Origin of the sequence: Alloprevotella sp. oral taxon 473 str. F0040, assembly GCF_000318095.2 — a bacterium.
Taxonomy (GTDB): Bacteria; Bacteroidota; Bacteroidia; order Bacteroidales; family Bacteroidaceae; genus Alloprevotella.
Genome location: NZ_KB290716.1, coordinates 67,624 through 88,119, shown reverse-complemented (window position 1 = coordinate 88,119; position 20,496 = coordinate 67,624). Strand labels below are relative to the sequence as shown.

Genomic DNA, 20,496 nt, shown 5'->3' with positions numbered 1-20,496 from the left:
TGAAGACTTGTTCTCAGTCAACTTATAGCAACATACAGAAGAGTTGGTGCACAACATGTAGCATCAACTCTTTTTTGTGCCTTATTCCCCAAGCGTTTGTTGGTTATTCGCTGCCTTTGTTGTAACTTTGCCATCAACAAATTCCCTCTTCAAATACCCGATCATGATAGATTTCTCAAAGCTCGCCGCACAATATAAGCATGAGCTCCTCGAACAAGTCATCCCTTTTTGGATGAATCACTCCATTGACACCCAATTTGGTGGTTTCCTTCACTGTCTCGAACGTGATGGTAGTGTCTTTGATACCGACAAATTCGTGTGGATGCAAGGACGTGAAGTGTGGATGCTCTCCAAACTCTACAATACTGTCCAAGAACCCACCGTATCTGCTGAAACACGCCAGCAGTGGTTGGATGCCGCAATTCAGGGAGCGGAGTTTCTGAAGAAGCATGCCCATGATGGTCAACTCAATTTCTACTTCTCTCTCGACCGAGAAGGTCGTCCACTAGTTGAGCCTTACAACATCTTCTCCTATACCTTTGCGGTGATTGCTTTCGGACAGTTAGCTCTCGCTACAGGCAATGAAGAGTATGCAGATATTGCTCGTCGCACGTTTGATATCGTGCTTTCTAAAGTAGATAATCCCAAAGGCCGATGGAACAAAGCCGCTTCAGGTGCACGCGCCATGAAGAGTTTTGCGCTCCCTATGATTCTTTGCAATGTAGCCCTTGAGATAGAACATCTCCTCAGTCCTGAGTTCCTACAAGAAACCATGGAGACTTGCATCCATGAAGTCATGGATGTGTTTTATCGTCCTGAGCTGGGGCTCATAGTAGAACACCTGAGCATGGACAACGAACTTGTGGATTGCATGGACGGACGTTTGATGAATCCAGGTCATGCTATCGAAGCTATGTGGTTCATTATGGACTTAGGTAAACGTCTGAATCGCCCAGAACTCATAGAGAAAGCCTGTCACATCGCTCTCGCTGAGGCTGAATATGGATGGGACAAGGAGCATGGAGGAATCTTCTACTTCATGGATCGTTTAGGCAAACCTCTCCAACAATTGGAGTGGGATCAGAAACTTTGGTGGGTACACATTGAGACTCTCATCACTATGCTCAAAGGTTATCAACTCACGGGCAATGAAAAATGCTTAGCCTGGTTTGAGCGCGTACATGAATACGTGTGGTCGCATTTCACCGATTCTGAAAATGGTGGAGAGTGGTTTGGTTATCTCAATCGACAAGGTGAAGTATTACTCACTCTTAAGGGGGGAAAATGGAAAGGCTGCTTCCACGTACCTCGTGGTCTCTTGCAGTGCTGGACGATGTTAGCAGAGATTGCTCAACGATAATCGCCGACTCTCTTCCTCAATGTAAGACATCTTTCTTGAGGAAAGAGAGAAGATAAAAAGAACAACGGAGTGCTTATCCTAAGATAAGCACTCCGTTGTTTTGCATATAAGAGCTGATATTCCGCTATGGTCAGCATCATAAAGGCTCTATGGTGAGACTATTCTTCACCAGCCTCCGTAAGATCACCATCTGTATCGGGGTTGCCTGGCGTAAGCTCAATACCCTTCATGGCTGCTACCAGCTTTTCGGTGATTTCTTCACATAGTTCAGGGTTGTCGGTAAGCACACGTTTCAAACCTTCACGGCCTTGGCCGAGGCGCGTTTCTCCGTAGCTGTACCATGAACCACTCTTCTTGATAATATCGTATTCCACACCGAGGTCAGCAATCTCGCCCAATCGAGAGATTCCCTTTCCGAAAGCCATCTCAAATTCGCAGCGTTGGAAAGGAGGAGCTACCTTGTTTTTTACTACCTTTACACGAGTGATGGCACCAATAGGCGTTTCCCCATCTTTAATTACGCTGGCACGGCGGATGTCAAGGCGGACACTAGCATAGAACTTCAGTGCATTACCACCGGTAGTCGTTTCTGGATTACCAAACATCACACCAATCTTTTCGCGCAATTGGTTGATGAAGATACAAGTCGTGTTGGTTTTGGAGATGGTGGCAGTAATTTTGCGCAAAGCTTGGCTCATCAAGCGAGCTTGAAGTCCCACTTTATTGTCACCCATGTCACCTTCGATTTCGGCTTTAGGCGTGAGAGCAGCCACAGAGTCAATGACTATAATGTCAATAGCAGAAGATCTAATCAGCTGATCCGCAATTTCCAAAGCCTGTTCACCGTTGTCGGGCTGAGAAATGTAGAGATTGTCGATGTCTACTCCAAGTTCTTTAGCATAGAAGCGGTCGAATGCGTGTTCTGCATCAATGAATGCCGCGATACCACCGCGTTTTTGGGCCTCTGCTATGGCATGGATGGCGAGAGTAGTCTTACCAGAAGATTCAGGACCGTAGATTTCGATGATACGGCCACGAGGGTAACCACCGACTCCCAATACGTGGTCAAGACTGATAGAGCCAGTAGGAATCACTTCTACGTGTTCTACCTCTTGGTCACCCATCTTCATAATAGAACCTTTACCAAAGTCCTTTTCGATTTTAGACATTGCAGCCTGCAATGCTTTGAGTTTATCCGAATTATTGTCGGAAAGCAATACTTCCTTTTTTGCCATTATATAGAGTAAAAGGGGATTGTTTAGGGGAAAACTATAGTGTAGTCGTCTAGACTACTGCAAAGATACGATTTACTATGGACAATTATTGCTGTTTTGCAGAGAAAAAGTCCAAGAGCAAAGAGACTAGTTCTTACTTGTCCTTACTCATAGTTAGCAGCATTGGCATGCTGATAGCTGCATCTTTCCAAAGATATTTTTCAGCGTGCCTATGATAGGCTCTCACTATTTGTGTGCCTGCATCAAATCGAGCTTCATCTGATAATAAGCAACGCTCATGTCGAGATAGTGTTGGTGAGGATTCTCGAAGCGTTGTTCTTCAGTCCACACCTCATGTTGGAGCTGTTGTTGCACATGTTGGCGAATCTCTGTGAGTTTAGGCAGCTGAGCCACCAGTTTACCATTACGGAATAGCGGTTGCAGGAGCGGGCGGAAGGTGCAATTTGAGAAAGTGCGCACTTGCCATGGCTTCTCAGGAGAGATATAGGCGAAATCCTCCCCATCTTTGGGTATTTCGCCAGAGTTGGTGATGAGGTCAGCAATGGAAGCTCCCTTTTCTGAATAAACGCGATAAAGCTGTTTCAGACCAGGATTTGTAATCTTCCCCACATTTTCTGAGAGTTTAATCTTAGGAACAAAGGTGTCTCCGTGCTTGATAGCAGCCAATTTGTAGACAGCACCAAACTTAGCATCGCTATAAGCTGTGATGAGGCGTTCGCCCACCCCATAACTATCCACGCAGCCACCTTGGGCAATGATAGAGGTGATGGTGCGTTCGTCCAAGCTATTTGAGGCCATAATCATGCAGTCTTCTAAACCTGCTTCGTCCAGCATCTTGCGCACTTCCTTGGACAAGTAGGCCATATCGCCTGAGTCTATGCGCACACCTTTCAAACGCTGCCCTTTGGGATGTAGCACTTCACGAGCCACTTTGATAGCTGTAGGCACACCTGACTTGAGGGTGTCGTAAGTGTCTACGAGAAACACTGAGGCATCACCATAAATTTCGGCATATCGCTTGAAAGCATCATATTCACCATCGAAAAACATGACCCAGCTATGTGCCATCGTTCCCACCACAGGAATGTCAAAAAGTTGACCAGCAAGCACGGTCGCAGTGCTGTTAACACCTCCAATGTAGGCAGCTCTCGCACCATACACCGCTGCATCCACATTATGCGCACGACGAGCGCCCATGTCGGCTACACCACGGCCCTTAGCCGCTCTCACGATGCGGTTGGCTTTAGTAGCGATGAGGCTCTGGTGGTTAATCTGTGTGAGCAAGAACGTCTCTATGAGTTGTGCCTCAATAATAGGAGCCGTTATCGTCATCAGCGGTTCGTTCGGGTAGATTATCGTACCTTCTGCGATGGCATCAATGTTACCAGAGAAAGAAAAATGAGCAAGATATTGCAGGAAAGGCTCTGAGAATAGGTTGAGTGAGCGCAAATAGTCTACATCTTCCGATGTAAAGTGGAGATGCTCAATGTATTCTACGATTTGTTCCAACCCAGCAAAGATGGCGAAACCGCCTTGGTCAGGGATTTGTCGATAAAATACATCAAATACCACTTCTGTGTCTTTTCTGCCTTCCTCGAAATAACCATTTGCCATGGTAATTTCATAGAGGTCGGTGAGGAGGGCAATACTGCGCTTATTGAAGGTTGTTGGTAACATAGCTTTTTACTTAGGAGATTTTTCTCGAGTAACTATTGGAAACGCTCTATTTGATGTTTAGTCATAAACTCGTTGAGGGCGGTGCCTCCGTCAATCGAAGCGATGCCATCCATGAACACTTGTGCATCAGGACGCACTTTAAGTACATTTCTCAGCGTTTCGAGTACACAATAGTCACCAGCAATACCACATACCACCACTTTGCCCGACTGAAGCAATGCAAGTTCTTCTACAGAGGGTTGAGCAAAGGCGCCATATTCTTCTTGGTTGCGGTTAGCTCCCTTGGTCACAAATGTGGGATGCAGCGAGGAGAGGAGGGGAGGATCCATCAAACTTTCTGCAAGAGCTACTCCGCGACTATATTGCACACAGTGGACGGGCCATTGCCCACCTTGTGGTTTGAAAGAGCAGTGGTCGAGAGGATGCCAGTCGAGCGTGAAGGTGACGCGCGCCACTTTTCCAGTTTTCAGTAGGCTAGCAATGTTTTCCACTGCGCGCTCTCCTTGGGGCACGTAGAGCGCACCTTCAGGATGGCAGAAATCATGTTGGCAATCCACGACAACGAGGTGGATATCAGAAGAGTTGAGGGGTAAAGAAGACATGGGGTTGTGTTTTTGAAGGGCAAATCACTAAGGTGTGTGGCGATGAGTCGCATCAGTAGCCTATTTTTGTGCAATTTGCTTGTTGGCAAAAGGGTTTTTGTTCTTAGCAAAGGTACTACTTTTAGCTGATACAACTTGGATATTTAAGGCTTATTTTTGGAGTAGATGGCAAAGATATTCGCTTTTAAGACCGCTTATGCCCTTCTTGGATTGAACTTTCCACGTAGGACACTGGTTATCTGTCATCGTCGTGGTCAGATTCAGCTATAGAGCTCTTAAGGCGAGGGAGGGTAATATCATTGTTGTAGAAAAAATCCCCACAATATCTCATAGATATTATGGGGATCTACTTGGGGAAAGTGCTCTAATTAGTGAGCTGCCATAAATTGGTCGAGGAAGCGCACATCGTTTTCAGAGAAGAGACGGAGGTCTTTCACTTGATACTTCAAGTTGGTGATGCGCTCTACACCCATACCGAAGGCGTAGCCTTTATAGATAGTGGAGTCAATGCCGTTAGCTTCAAGCACAGCTGGGTCTACCATACCGCAACCGAGGATTTCCACCCAGCCAGTGTGTTTGCAGAATCCGCATCCTTCACCACCGCAGATATTGCACGAAATGTCCATTTCAGCAGAAGGTTCGGTGAAGGGGAAGTAGGAGGGGCGCAAGCGAATCTGAGTGTCAGGACCGAACATCTCACGCGCGAAGGTGAGCAATACTTGTTTTAAGTCGGTGAATGACACATCTTTGTCGATGTACAAGCCTTCTACTTGGTGGAAGAAGCAGTGTGCACGTGCAGAAATAGCTTCGTTGCGGTATACACGACCAGGGCAAATCACACGGATGGGGGGCTTAGTGTGTTCCATCACGCGGCTTTGCACGCTAGAAGTGTGGGTGCGGAGGATCACATCGGGATGTGCTTCGATGAAGAAGGTGTCTTGCATGTCGCGCGCTGGATGATCTTCGGCAAAGTTCATGGAACCAAATACATGCCAGTCGTCTTCTACTTCAGGGCCATCGGCGAGTGAGAAGCCCATGCGAGCAAAAATGTCGATGATTTCTTGTTTCACGACCGAAAGAGGGTGACGTGTGCCCAAAGCAATGGGGTAGGGCGTGCGAGTGAGATCGAGATGTGAGTGATCTTCTTCGGTGGTGGCAAGTTCCGCTTTGAGGTCGTTGAAGCGAGATTGGAGTGCATCTTTCAATTGGTTGATGTACACACCCACTTCACGCTTTTGATCTGCTGCAACATTGCGGAAATCCGCCATGAGCTGGTTAATAAGACCTTTCTTGCTCAGGTATTTCAAGCGAAGTGCTTCGAGCTGTTCGTCAGTTTGTGCAGAAAGGCTCGGCACTTCTGCGAGCAACTGCTTGATTTTCTCTATCATGATGTTAATTTTTATCGAGAAAGAGGGAGCAAAGCTCCGAATATGTAGTGAAGACTAAGGCTAAAATCCTGAGAAAGAATGGAGTGTCACAAGCAAGGATGTGTGCTCCTTAATGGGACTTGGGTCTAGTCTTTTAAATAAAAGATGCTGAGGCTGGGAGAGATTAGTCGAGTTTCAGCACGGCAAGGAATGCCTTTTGAGGCACCTGTACGTTACCGATTTCCTTCATCTTCTTCTTACCGCGCTTTTGTTTTTCGAGAAGTTTGCGCTTACGGCTGATGTCACCACCATAACACTTGGCAGTCACGTCTTTACGCAACTGTTTTACGGTTTCGCGCGCAATGATTTTCGCACCAATGGCGGCTTGGATGGCGATGTCAAACTGCTGACGTGGGAGCAATTCCTTGAGCTTTTCACACATGCGACGGCCGAAGTATACGGAGTTGTCCACGTGTGTGAGCGTAGAAAGGGCATCCACGGGTTCGCCATTGAGGAGAATATCGAGTTTTACGAGCTTTGAAGGGCGGAATCCGATGGGGTGATAATCAAACGAAGCGTATCCCTTGGAGATAGATTTGAGTTTGTCGTAGAAGTCAATCACGATTTCCGCCAGTGGCATGTCGTAGTGGAGTTCTACACGGTCGCCCGAAACGTATTCCTGCTTGATGAGTTCACCACGTTTACCCAAGCAGAGGGTCATGATGTTACCGATGAAATCGGTGCGTGTGATGATAGAAGCGCGAATGTAGGGCTCTTCGATGTGGTCGATCTCCATCGCATCGGGCATACCAGCAGGGTTGTGCACCTCTTTCATCTCCATGTGTTTGTCGTAGATGTTGTAGCTTACGTTGGGCACGGTGGTGATGACGTTCATGTTGAACTCACGGTCTAGGCGTTCTTGCACGATTTCCATGTGGAGGAGTCCGAGGAATCCGCAACGGAAACCGAAACCGAGTGCAACAGACGATTCGGGTTGGAAGGACAAAGAGGCATCGTTGAGCTGGAGTTTTTCCAAAGATGCACGGAGGAGTTCAAAGTCTTCGGTTTCGATAGGGTAGACACCAGCGAAGACCATGGGCTTCACTTCTTCAAAACCTTCAATAGCCTTTTGGCAAGGATTTTCGACGGTAGTGATGGTATCGCCTACTTTCACTTCTGTAGCTGTCTTGATACCACTTACAATATAGCCTACATCGCCACAGGAAAGTTCCTTTTTGGGAGAAAGCTCCATCTTGAGCACACCCACTTCATCGGCCTTATATTGTTTGCCAGTGTTGACAAAAAGCACATTCTCTCCACTTTTGATCGAGCCATTTACGATCTTAAAGTAGGCGATGATGCCACGATAAGAGTTGAACACCGAGTCAAAAATCAAAGCCTGCAAGGGAGCATCTGGATCTCCCACAGGAGCGGGGATGCGCTCTACCACAGCGCGGAGAATGTCGTCAATGCCTTCGCCCGTCTTACCCGAAGCACGAATGATGTCTTCGCGTTTGCAGCCGATGAGTTCGATGATTTCGTCTTCCACCTCTTCTGGCATAGAGTTGGGCATGTCGCACTTGTTGAGCACAGGAATGATTTCCAAATCATGCTCAATAGCCATGTAGAGGTTGGATATCGTCTGTGCTTGCACACCTTGAGTGGAGTCTACCACCAACAAACAGCCTTCGCAAGCTGCAATGGAGCGGCTCACCTCGTAGGCAAAGTCCACGTGTCCTGGGGTATCAATGAGGTTAAGCACATAGTCTTGGTTATCCAACTTATAATTCATCTGGATAGCGTGACTTTTGATGGTGATACCGCGCTCTTTTTCGAGGTCCATGTCATCGAGCATTTGGCCTGCGGTCACCTTGATGGTTGACGTGCGTTCAAGCAATCGGTCAGCCAAAGTGCTTTTTCCGTGGTCAATGTGGGCGATAATGCAGAAATTTCGGATGTGCTTCATGAGCCTTGTTGAGATGAGAGGGTGGAAAAGTATAGAGTTTTTACTGAATACCAGCTATTTAATGAGTTTGTAGCGTTATTCGCCATGTGGGTTAGCGAGGATAAAGCCATGTAAGCCACTATGATTACATTTGAACTCTTGAGGACGGGCTACAACGCAGAGAGATAATTGCCAGGGTGCTGTTGCAATGTTGGAATTCCTGAGCGTTGGCAATTCGTATTCGCAAACTACTTTTAGTCATTTACATAGCGCGTGAGGCGGGGGCTCTGTTAGAGGTAGAAATCGTACTGGTGAGAAGAGGTAACATCAGTGCGTTAAGAGCTATAATGTGTGGCCAATAGAGGCTGCGCATAGGGCAACCATCTGCAAAGATACTGATTTTGTGTGATATGAACAAACAGCAATGGAAGAGCTTTTAGAGGAATCTCTTTCTTCTTTTTTTCGTCCTTCCAACGTAGATAAACTTTCTCTGAGAAATCACAGAAAATCTAGGAGTTTTTCAAAAATATCTCGGAGATTTTATCGAAACTCTCGGAGATTTTGCCAGAACTCTCGGAGTATTTATTATAATCCTCCGAGAGTTTGGGCTAGAGTTGTATGATTTCATTTGGGTGTGTTGGACTGAGTTGCTGTTGCCAATAGAGTTAGATGGGGTGCAGTTGGGCGCATCTTCACCAGATGTGCAATGTGAGCGTTTTCTTTCGTTGGGCTAAGGTCTTACTTTACGAATAATGTCTGAAAGCTTCTATTTGAAATGTCTTTTAATTTCGTGGGTTTATTCTGTTTCCTTGTTTTCTGTTGAAGTGAGAAAGTGATGATAATAAGTTGATAGATAGGATGCTTGAAGGTGGCCATGTTGTTTTTTGGTCTCTTGCTTTTGTTGCGGATGTGAGATATAAGTGACTTTTTTTGAGCGGTGTAGGAGATGACTAGGGTGTTTGTCCGATTTTGAGCTCAAGATTTTGCGTTCAGATTGAATGTGATAATAGGGTGATTCTAGAACGGAGGAGAGTTCGGCGAGTTGCTGTCTGAATCATCTTTAGAGCATGAAGCATAGCGGTTGAAGGGAAATGGATAGATTGCTCGTGAAGCTTTGGAGTTGTCAATATGGAAAGTTCATTCGTTGGCTGGGTTGCCCAAGCTGGTGAGTCGCTTTTCCTTTTATGCCGTTAGCTAGCATTGAATTTTGCTTCGATTATCGTAAGGATGTTGGTGGAGTTGATATAAGAGTTATTTTCTTATATGATATATAATGTTGTTAAGTGTGTATTTTTGTTTTTGATTATTGCGATTTTTAGGAAGGTAAAAATGAATAGTGTGTGCAGTTTTAATAGTAGTTTTTGCAAAGTGTACTCGCCTATATTCGGGTATAATCTGCTTTATCTGGATGGATATGTAAATAATATTCATTTCCTGCTTGAAAAATGAAAGAGATTACCTAGATTTTGCTAGCACTCAGCCTGAGTATTAAAAAACTTAATGTGAGAGGCGAAAAATAGTCCGTGGAAATTTGGTCAGTAGTTGCTTTTCGACTAATTTTGCGAAGTCGTGTGGATAGAATCACCCTTAAGTCCATACGGTTTTAACTTGCAACAATAAAACGAATACATAATAAATGATAAAAAGCATGTGTATGAAAAACCGTTTTTGCAGAATGGGAAAGACCATGATTGGAGCTTTCCTGTTGCTCTCAATTGGCGGCATCACGTACTCTTGTCAAGATGACTATAAGCTCGATGAGACTCGTCCGAGTTTCTTGGGTGGTAGTATCTATGATGAACTCAAGGGGCGTAATAAGTTTAACTACACAGTGCGTCTAATCGAAGACCTCGGTTATAAGGAGGTGATGTCGAAGACGGGTAGTAAAACGCTGTTTGTCGCTCCAGATGCGGCTTATGAGGAATTCTTCAAGAACAATAAATGGGGAGTTAGTTCTTATGAACAACTCACCGATGCCCAAAAGCGTATTCTCTTCAATGGTGCACAGCTCAATAATGCCTATGTGATCGAGATGATGGGTAATGCAGACAATGGCGATAAAAACCTCGCTTTGCGCCAGAACTCTGCAGCTGCTGTTGTGGATAGTGTGCGTTTGTGGCGTCCAGAAGAGCTTCCTACTAATTATAGTCAGGTGGAAGGCGAAAAACACTATTGGGACCGCTTCAAGGGTGATAAGGGTAAGAGTATCCTTATGGCGACAGATGACTCTGAGCCTATGATGACACACTTCATAGAAAACAATATGAAGGAGCAGCGCGTTAGACGTAGCGATGTGGCCTTTATTGTTGGAGATAAGAATGGCTGGAATGAAAGTGATCCTACTCGTGCTTATGTCTTTGGTAATCGTGTGATGGAGCAAGACGTTGTATGCTTGAATGGTTATTTTCATGTGCTTGATAAGGTGTTGGTTCCACCCAGCAGTATGGCAGAAGAGATTCGCAGTAATGGCGAAACTAATATCTTTAGCCACATCTTAGATCGTTTCAGCGCACCTTATTATGATGCAACACTGACAGAGAACTACAAAGCTCTCCATAATAATAGTATAGACTCTATCTTTGAAAAACGCTATTTTGCAATCAATACTAAGACAGGCCGCTTGACTACTGGGCCTGATCGCATTGTAAATAATGATTTCCCCCTCCTGACTTACGATCCAGGCTGGAACTCTTATAAGCCTGAAGGTGGCACGGAGAAGGAGAAAGACATGGGCGTGATGTTTGTTCCCAGTGACAAAGCATTGAGAGATTATTTCTTGCGTGGCGCGGGGCAAGTGCTGCTTGAACGTTATGGTCTTAAGGATCTTGAGGTGAACGAAGAGAATCTTCTGAAACACATCGACCAAATTCCTTTGGATATCGTGCAGCCTTTGGTGAATAACTTGATGAAACCCTCATTCAATGAGAGCGTTCCTTCAAAGTACCTCACCATTATGAATGATGCGCGTGACCCCATGTTCCCCCTTCGTGACTATCCAAGTGAGGCGGCTTATAAGTCTGTCATTGACAAGACTCTTTTAGCAAACAATGGTGTGGTCTATGTAATGAATCGTGTGGTTTCACCTGCGGACTATGCTTCTGTGTTGGCTCCTGCACTTTATAGCAGTAACACGCAAATAGTACGTACTGTGGTTCGTGCCGACGATTCTTTTGTGCAAGGTAGTGACTATGCTAAAGCACCTTTGCAGCAGTACTTCTCAACTTATTTGAAGGCAATGCAAAGCCGCTTCTCCTTCTTTGTACCTACAGACGATGGATTGAAGAACTTTGGTTACATTGATCCTGCCTCCATGATGAGAAATCGCCAGATTTATTATCGTTGGGAGCCTACTAATACGCGTGGTGCGGGAAGTGGTGTGAAGACTTTGGGTGTGCGCCAGTTGGCTTATCGCTTGAACCTGAACACTGGTCCACAAACTAAAGACCAAGAAGAAAGAAACTACCACCATGAAGGTCACGTAACGATCGACCAGGGGGTAGGTTATATCAAGAAGAAACTCTTGATTGAGATGGTGAACCATCACATCGTGGTACACGACAATAATGATGTGCAAGGTATTAACGCCGAACGCAAGTATTTCTTGTCTCGTGAGGGGGCTCCAATCATGGTAACCAGCACTGGTAAACGCGGAAAGGGTACTACTTTGATGGGAGGCTTGGCCGAACAACTCCAAGGTACGGGAGCAGCCTATCAATCAACGATTACAGCAGAGTATGACCAAACACGCGAAAAGAATGGTTATGGTAATGGTATGACCTACCTTCTTGATCGTCCTTTGCAGGCTACGACTCATTCTGCTTACCAAATCTTGACCAAGAATACAGACTATGCGGAGTTTATGAAGCTTTGCGATGGCTTGAATACTGATGTTCTTGATAAAGCAGGTTTGTATGATTCTCTCAAGGCTAAGAAGTTAGACGATGCTGCTGGTAAGGAACGTGAAAAGGTGGCTCTGAAATATTATGTCTTTGTAGCAGGTAATAAGGCTGGACAAGTGTTTAATGCCGGTACCAAGGATGATAAGCTCGTGCGTTTCTTCAATAACTATCGTTATACCATCTACGCTCCTACTAATGAAGCTGTAAAGGCTGAGGTGGACAAGGGACTTCCCACTTGGGAAAAAATTGAGAAGTATCTCACTGATAATCTCCAAGCTGAAGTAAAACTCGCAGATGATAAGAGTAATCAGAAGGAAGTAGATGCAGTGAATAAGCACAATGGTGAAGTGAAAATCAAGGCGCAAGCTATGATCACTACTTTGGTCAACTTCTTAAAATACCACTTCCAAGACGAAAGCGTGTTTGTGGACAATGTGACAAGCAAGGAAGAATACTCCACCTCTAGTGTAAACAATGAGACGAAGGTGTATATGAAGTTGAATGTGTCGCAGACTCCTAACAGTATTGTGTTGAAGGACGAAAGCGGACAAACCGTCCCTGTGGTGGCACCTTACAACCAATTGGTGCGTGATGCCAACTACGATCGCGAAACTGCTCCTCAATATATCCGCAGTAGCTCGTATGCTGTGGTGCATACCATCGGTAAGGCATTGCTTTTCGATAAGTCACTCTCTGCTGGATACGCTCGCAAATGGAGCAGTGTTAAGCAGGCAAAGGCTTTCTTGTCTAAATTCAGTATCAAAGAATAATCTCAGCCATTATGAACCACATAAAGTATACTTCAACGATTGTACTTGCCTTGTGTTGCACTACGGCGGCCTTTGCGCAGCAGAAGCGCATCTCTGGTCATGTATTTAGCAAGACAGATGGTGCTATCGTTATGGCTAACGTCGTGGAGAAGGATAAGAGTAACCGCGTAGTATCGGCTGCTCAGACCGACATGAGCGGTAACTTCACCATGACTATTAAGAATCCCAACAACCGTCTTGAGATTTCTTATATAGGTTATCAAACTTCTCGTATTGATAACATCGGTGCACGCACCACTTTCCGCATTGAATTACACGACCGCAATGCCATCTCTACGGTGGATGTTGTGACGAAACGTCGTGTGCGTTCCAATGGTTTGGATATTCCACCAAAGGAAGTTTCAACGGCTACTCAAACCCTCAATATGGACAGCAAAGAGGGTCTGTCCTTCACTACTGCAGGTGAAGCTCTTCAAGGTGAAATCGCTGGTCTCGATATCGTGGCCAACTCTGGTAACCTTGGTTCTGGTACTTCTATGCGCTTGCGTGGTGTGAGTTCTATCAACGGTTCGCAAGAGCCTCTTATCGTGGTGAATGGCTATCCTCTCGACGGACAGGATGTGTCTTCACTCGACCTCAATAACCTTGATAACGAAGAACAGTTTGCTACTCTTCTCCAAGTGAATCCTGAGGACATCGCGAGCATCAAGGTGCTCAAAGATGCTGCTTCTACTGCTATCTGGGGTGCACGCGGTTCTAATGGTGTTATTGAAATCACGACACGTCGCGGTAAGCGTGGTAAGACGAAGGTGAATTTCAGCTATCGCTTCAATGGTGCGTGGCAGCCTAAGGGTCTCAATATGCTCGATGGTCCTGGCTACTCCATGATGTTGAAAGAAGCTTACTTTAACCCCAATCAGAGTGACTATGCTTCAAGTATTGTAGAGTTGCTTTACCTTCGCAGCCATCCTGCTTATTATGAAAACTATAATAAGAGCACGGATTGGGTGAAAGAAGTGACCCAGTTTGGTACGAAGCAAAACTATGGTGTGAACCTCTCTGGTGGTGGTGAGAAGGTGACCTTCCGTGTGTCTGGTGGATATGACCACGAAACAGGTACGATCATCAAGCAATCTCTCGATCGCTTCTCTACTCGTCTGACACTTGACTACTATGTGTCTGACCGCATCAAATTCTCTTCTGACTTCTCCCTCACTTACACCAAGAACAACCGTAACAACGGTAACATCTTGGATAAGGCCTACAAGGCAATGCCCAACATGGCGGTGAATCGTTGGGAATATGACCAAGCGACTGGTAACTACTTTGATACTGGTGAGTATTACCTTATGCCACCTAAGGCTGGTGATGCCTATAAAAATCGTCTGTTGCCCAATAACTCTGGTTTGACCTCTTACTATTTGGGTGACATGGTGGACAATGGTAACCCTGTGGCGATTGCTAACTTGGCTTGGAATCGTCAGAGCACTTATACGATTACTCCACAATTCTCTTTGGAATATAAGTTCTTGGGTAAGGACGAAGAGACTACGCAGTTGAATTATACTGCGGAGGTACATATCAACGCGTACACAGAAACGACCTCTTCTTACTATCCGCATCAGTTGACTTCTAACAACTGGACACAAGGTGTGGACCTTACCAACAACTCTGACTCTAAGAACTTCTCGTTCACTTCGCGTCACTCTCTGATGTTCCGTCCTCATCTTCCCGAGAATCACTCTTTGCAAGTATTGGGACGTTACGAAATTAATACAAGTAGTTCTACCAAACAAGACTTAGCGTTCTCTGGTATTTCTGGTGGTATTAGTGACCCCACCGTTCCAGGCTATCTCACAGGTACTGGCTCTTCCACTGGTACACATAGAAGCATGAACGGAACAGGTACTTTGCACTATGCTTATGGTTCAAAATATGTCGTAGACTTCACAGTTCGTGCTGATGGTATGACTAAGTTCGGCTCGGGTAACAAATGGGGATTCTTCCCTGGTATCTCTGGTCGTTGGAATATCTCAGACGAAGGTTTCTTCAAGCCTTTGAAAAAATATGTGAGCATGTTGGCTGTTCGTCCTAGCTGGGGTGTGAACGGTAATGCTTGGTTTGGAGAAGGTTTGATTTACAATAAGTATAGTTCTTATGGTTCATACCTTGGTAAGCAAGGTATTGCTCCTGATAACCTCCGTCTTACGGAGATTCGTTGGGAGAAGACAAAGTCTTGGAACCTTGGTTTCAACCTCAACTTGCTAGATGACTTGTTCCAATTTGACTTGAGTGTCTATAAGAAGTATACTTCAGACCTCCTCATGTCTAACATTCGTATTCCTTCTTCAACTGGTTATTCTAACATTGCCAATGGTAATGTGGGTCGAATGGAGAATGAAGGTTGGGAACTCTTTGTCTCTACGAAGCCCATCTTGAACATTGGCAAGTTTAACGTAACCCTACGTGCAAACGTAGCGCAAAACTTGAACGTTGTGACGGAAATGGACAAGAATGTCTTGGCTTCCATGAATGGTCAGTTTGATAAAAAGAATGAAACCTTCGTAAAGCGCGTGCAGCTCGGTCACGCATTGGGTGGTATCTATGGTTTCCGCTATAAGGGAGTCTACGCTTATGACTACGACCACAATGGTTACTTCCAAAATGAAGAGAAGAATAAGTATGTAGATGCTGCAGGTAAAGTCAATACGGCTAAGGCTACTGGTAAGACTGCACCTATTGCACGTGATGCCAACGGTAATGTCATTTATGACAAGGCCGGAAATCCTCTTCCCATGTACTTTGATTATGGTGGTGTCAACTATCGTTTCGAAGGTGGTGACGTAATTTACGAAGATATCAACCATGATGGTCAAATCAACGAACTTGATATCGTTTATCTAGGCTCTTCTAATCCTAAAGTCAACGGTGGTTTTGGTGTAGACTTCCGTTATGGTCGCTGGTCATTGAAGACCAACTTCAATTTCCGTGTAGGTAACAAGGTAATCAACCTTGCCCGTATGGAAGCTGAAGATATGCGTACCAACAAGAATCAGATGGCATCTGTTAACTGGCGCTGGCGCAAGAATGGCGACGTGACTGAAATTCCTCGTGCGAAGAATGCTTCTGCAGGAAACTCTTTCAATGCGTTGGCTTCTGACCGCTACGTTGAAGCTGCAGACTACTTGCGTTTCCAATATTTCCAATTGGGTTATTCTGTTGATGCTAAGCATCTGAAGAAACTCGGCCTTTCAGCTCTGAATATTCACTTCTCAGCCAACAACCTTTTCCGTTGGACGAAGTATTCAGGTGTTGAGCCAGAGCACGGAGCTGCAGGTTATAGCCCTGCTATCGACAGACAGCAAACGCCTAACGCTCGTTCGTTTACATTTAGCTTGAACTTCGGTTTCTAACACAAATGGTCTCTGTTTTCCGTGTAGGGGTAGGCAAAGTTTTGAGAACTTTGCCGCTTACCTACAGGAAACATTTCAATAAGCATCTTATTTATCATAGAGTTGACTCTTGTCGCTCTTTATCTAAGACCTCATGAAAAGAAATATCATCAACAAACTCCTTACATCCAGCGCAATTGTGTTGGCGGGCGGATTGGTGTCTTGTAGTGATTACTTGACACTCTATCCCACCGACTCTATTACGAAAGAGGAATTCTGGGGGAGTAAAAACGATGTTGAGAATGTGCGTAATGCCGCATATTATCAATTGACACAAAACACCAGCAATATTCTCATTTGGGGAGAGTTTCGCTCTGACAATGTAGAGCTGAACAAGACCGAGAAGACTGAATATCGCTACTTGCAGGATGGGGTGTTACAACCCACGCAAGGGATGTTCGACTGGTCATCCATGTATAAAGGTATCAACTTCTGCAACGAAGTCCTTGACAATGGTGAACGCATGGTGCGTGATAAGGTAGATCCTTCTTTCACAGAAGGTGATTTTGCTCCCATTAAGAGTGAAATGATTGCCTTGCGTGCTTTATATTATTTCTATTTGGTTCGTGCCTATCGCGATGTTCCTTTCGTAGAACACTCTGTAGACACAGACCGTGATGCACGTACTTCTAAGATTCCTGCCACACCTGCTGCAGATTTGATGGCTCTGCTCATTAAACAAGTAGAAGATAATATTGGAAGAGCCAGTACGAACTATGGTGATACTTACAACAATAAGTGTCGCATCCTTCAGAATGGTATGTATGCCTTGTTGGCAGATATGTACCTCTGGCGTGCTGGCTTGGTGAAAAATGCCAAGATTAAAGGTTTCCCTATCAAGGGTGAAAATGGCGCAGAGCTCACAGCAGCTCAAGAAAATGCATTGTCTCAAGAGCTTTTGCAAAAGTCTGTGCAGTATGCTCAATACGTGATTGATAAAGCAGCAGAAGAATACCAACAGTATCTTCTGACCAACAACATTAAGCCTACGGACTATCGTGCCAATGTACGTTACCCCTTATATCGCAATTCAGATTCAAAATTTGCTGTTTCTGATGATGCGTATAACATGGTCTTTGGTATTCAATTTTCACCAGAAAGTATTTTTGAACTCTACTTTGATGGAGTGAACGTAAAGAACACTACTATCCCTTCAGAATTCTATGGTGATGGTAGTGGTAGTCATAGTGCTGGTAATATGATTGCAGCCAATGGTCTATTCAACGTGACCGATAAAGTTGACGTAGAAAAGGGCTATGGTAAGACTGACCTGCGCATGGTTTCCTATGGTTTCTTGGATGAAAATGGTAAAGCATCCTCTACTCCCATCATTAAAGGAGCTGCTTCTTCGGTGAGTGATATTAACCCTCTTAATGTACGCCAGGGGAGGGTATCTTACTCGATGCGTAATAATAGTTCTCAAAAAGCCCACTGGCCTGTTTATCGCCTTACAGATGTGATGACAATTCAAGCAGAGGCATTGGCTCGTTTGACCAGCGATTTCAAACAGGAAACGGTGATGGTGCAAAGTGCCAAGGGACAAAAGAGCTTGAATCAACGCACTGCCTATATGCTTGCCGACGACATCTATCGTCGTAACAACCCAGGTGCTGACACCCTGATTGAAGGTAGTGAGAACTTTAGCGTGCGTATTCGTTCACCAAAGTTTGAAGACGATGCTATCAAGAATGTGGCAGAAGGAGAAAAGGCAAAGAAGTTTGCCGAGGCTTGGGATGCTCGTCACAGAGACTATAGCAATGTTGTGAATTATATTGCTGCCGAACGTCAAAGAGAATTCATTGGTGAAGGTAAGCGTTGGTTCGACATCGTTCGCCAGTGTGAATTCACTTACAGCACTCAAAACAAGACTAAGGGTGGTTTGGACTGGGCAGGTTTGCCCACAGCTGTTCGCGCACGTCTTCAATCCATTTGGTCTCTCTACAACCCAATCTATGTAGAAGAACTCAAAGTGAACGGTAAGAACTATGGTGGTAGTACTGGAGGCCAGTTGGTGCAGAATCCAGCTTGGGAAAAGTACATGCCTAAAACCAATAATGGTAAATAAGTTATGAACAAGTATAGTTTTAGCATCAAGAAACTCGCCACTTATGTGTGCGTGGCTTCACTTGGCCTCGGTGTACTTGCCTCTTTGGAAAGCTGCCGCGAAACGGTAGATACGGGTAATTTCACCATCAGCAAGGATGAAACCATCACGGATCATCTGCGCGACAATGCTAAGTTCTCAGATATTTATAAGGTGATGCAGCGTGTTACTTTGGGTAACAAGGACAATGCTTCTCCTCTCAGCTCTGTGTTGGCAGCGCGTGGAAACTACACCATCTTTGCGCCCACCAATGAAGCCATGGCGAAGTATATCACCAGTCTCTTGGGAGAAGGCAAGACTGTTAATGATTTGTCTCTAGAGCAGGCTCAACGTATCGCATATAGCTGTGTCATTGACAATGGTACAGAAACAGCCTATGATAGTCCAAACTTTGGAAACTATGTAAATGGTGCTTTCCCAAAAGGTGATTTGAACAACCGTTCGATTACTCTCAAGCAGCTTACAGATAGCTCCAAAACTCCTATTGATACCTATTATCAACTCAATGGTAATTCACGAATTGTAAGTACTGACCAGAAGACCAGTAACGGTTTCATCCATGAAGTTGATGCTGTTATTGCTCCTTCTAGCAAGGCTGTGCCCGATCTTATTGCCGAAGCTGGCAACATGAATGTCATGACAGCATTGCTCAAAGCTACAGGTTGGGACAAGAAATTGGTGGAAACACTCGACCAAGCCTATGAAGCTCAAGAGCACGAAACTGAGCCACGCCGCTTCAATGGCGTAGTTGGTCGTTTCTCAGAGGCGCAACACCGCTACTTAGGTTTCACTGGTTTTGTCGAAACTGACGATGTTTACGCCAAAGAGTGGGGCATTCCTGCTCCAGTATTGGGTACAGGTGGTGCCATCACTAACACAGATGAGATTGTCGCTGCCGTGCGTGCTAAGGTAGAAACGGCTTATGGTACAGAAGCACAAGGCGATTTAACCAACGAGAAAAATGCTGTCAATAGGTTTGTGGCTTATCACTTCTTGAAAGGGCGTATGGGCTTCAACCAATTTGTAGCGCACTATAGTGAATGGGGCTACAAGTATGGTGATGCTTATAACCCACAGCAGAATAAATATTCTATTGATGTATTTGACTATTTCACCACTGTGGGTGAGAACCCAGAGTTGATGAAGATTACTCAAACTGCAACTGACCACAAAATTCATTTGAATCGTGTAGCAACTTACGATCCTAATGATTACACTAAAATGACAAAAGTAGTGGCAGAGGGTATTGAGGTGTCTGCTGAAAACCAAGTAAATGGTAAAGCCGTTGACAATAATGCGTTGAATGGATACTATTTCCCCATTGGTAAAATCTTGATGCTCGACCAAACTGCTCGTGCTGCTTTAGGCGGAGAGCGCATCCGTTTCGACATCACTACCATTCTTCCTGAATTGTTATCCTACGGTTGCCGTAGCAATCGCAAATACACTTACTTCCCCAGAGGATTTTTCAACAACATTCTCAATGCAAGTGAAGGCACACGCCTCCTTTATCTTCACTCCTCTGCGGTTGGTGGTAGTGGCTGGCGTGACTATCAAGGTGATGAATTGATGGTACTTGGTTTGTACGACTTCGTGTTGAAGTTACCTCCCGTACCAGCTGCCGGAACTTATGAAATCCGCATGGGACTTTCTAACAACAGTCTCCGCGGTATGTGTCAAGTTTATTTCGGCAATAGCCCCAATGACTTGCGTCCCGCTGGCTTGCCCGTTGACATGCGTCAAGCTGGTAAAGGCAACGATAACATTGGTTGGGTAGCAGATTCAAAGGATGAAAGCCTCAATGCTGAAAACGATAAGAACATGCGCAACCACGGCTGGATGAAAGCTCCTCGTTCATTCACTGTCAATGACGGTAAGGGTGATACTGACCTTCGAAATTTTGGTTCTGGAGACATCCTTCGCCGCATCATTACAGTGCAACACATGGAGCCAGGTAAGAGCTACTATCTCCGCTTCAAGTCTGCTTTGAACCAAACTGATAGCCAGTTCTTCTCTGATTATTTTGAATTAGTTCCCAACTCTGTCTTTAGCGGCACGTTAGAGCCCGAAGATCAGTGGTAAAGC

General features: G+C 45.1%; 10 protein-coding genes. 5 read left to right on the top strand and 5 right to left on the bottom strand.

The genetic code is table 11. The features are described 5' to 3' along the window. Positions 1 to 166: 166 nt before the first annotated feature. The gene (locus HMPREF9999_RS04560; RefSeq protein ID WP_410488780.1) at positions 167 to 1,360 is read left to right on the top strand and encodes an AGE family epimerase/isomerase; all 1,194 of its coding nucleotides are present in this window, start codon (positions 167 to 169) and stop codon (positions 1,358 to 1,360) included. Positions 1,361 to 1,518: 158 nt separating this feature from the next. On the opposite strand, the gene recA is transcribed toward HMPREF9999_RS04560, so the two are convergent. The 5 genes from recA to lepA form a co-directional block, all read right to left on the bottom strand. Continuing rightward, on the bottom strand, positions 1,519 to 2,595 hold the full coding sequence (gene recA / locus HMPREF9999_RS04555) for a recombinase RecA (RefSeq protein ID WP_009437252.1): 1,077 nt from the start codon (positions 2,593 to 2,595) through the stop codon (positions 1,519 to 1,521). Between the two features lie 225 nt (positions 2,596 to 2,820). Then, on the bottom strand, positions 2,821 to 4,272 hold the full coding sequence (locus HMPREF9999_RS04550; RefSeq protein ID WP_009437251.1) for a nicotinate phosphoribosyltransferase: 1,452 nt from the start codon (positions 4,270 to 4,272) through the stop codon (positions 2,821 to 2,823). Positions 4,273 to 4,304: 32 nt separating this feature from the next. After that, positions 4,305 to 4,874 (bottom strand): isochorismatase family protein, encoded by a 570-nt coding sequence (locus tag HMPREF9999_RS04545; protein WP_009437250.1) that lies wholly within the window; start codon positions 4,872 to 4,874, stop codon positions 4,305 to 4,307. 368 nt (positions 4,875 to 5,242) lie between these two features. After that, complete coding sequence (pheS, locus tag HMPREF9999_RS04540; protein WP_009437249.1) at positions 5,243 to 6,262, bottom strand: phenylalanine--tRNA ligase subunit alpha; 1,020 nt, start codon at positions 6,260 to 6,262, stop codon at positions 5,243 to 5,245. Positions 6,263 to 6,425: 163 nt separating this feature from the next. After that, the gene (gene lepA / locus HMPREF9999_RS04535; protein ID WP_009437248.1) at positions 6,426 to 8,207 is read right to left on the bottom strand and encodes a translation elongation factor 4; all 1,782 of its coding nucleotides are present in this window, start codon (positions 8,205 to 8,207) and stop codon (positions 6,426 to 6,428) included. 1,633 nt (positions 8,208 to 9,840) lie between these two features. Between lepA and HMPREF9999_RS04525 the strand changes: the two genes are divergently transcribed. The 4 genes from HMPREF9999_RS04525 (at position 9,841) to HMPREF9999_RS04510 (ending at position 20,493) form a co-directional block, all read left to right on the top strand. Then, on the top strand, positions 9,841 to 12,855 hold the full coding sequence (locus HMPREF9999_RS04525) for a hypothetical protein (protein ID WP_157049610.1): 3,015 nt from the start codon (positions 9,841 to 9,843) through the stop codon (positions 12,853 to 12,855). An 11-nt stretch (positions 12,856 to 12,866) separates the two neighbouring features. Beyond that, positions 12,867 to 16,268, top strand: a complete 3,402-nt coding sequence (locus HMPREF9999_RS04520; protein WP_009437244.1) for a SusC/RagA family TonB-linked outer membrane protein — start codon at positions 12,867 to 12,869, stop codon at positions 16,266 to 16,268. 133 nt (positions 16,269 to 16,401) lie between these two features. Beyond that, positions 16,402 to 18,372: a RagB/SusD family nutrient uptake outer membrane protein gene (locus HMPREF9999_RS04515; RefSeq protein WP_009437243.1), complete on the top strand. Its 1,971-nt coding sequence runs from the start codon at positions 16,402 to 16,404 to the stop codon at positions 18,370 to 18,372. A 3-nt stretch (positions 18,373 to 18,375) separates the two neighbouring features. Then, positions 18,376 to 20,493 (top strand): fasciclin domain-containing protein, encoded by a 2,118-nt coding sequence (locus tag HMPREF9999_RS04510; protein ID WP_009437242.1) that lies wholly within the window; start codon positions 18,376 to 18,378, stop codon positions 20,491 to 20,493. Positions 20,494 to 20,496: the final 3 nt, after the last annotated feature.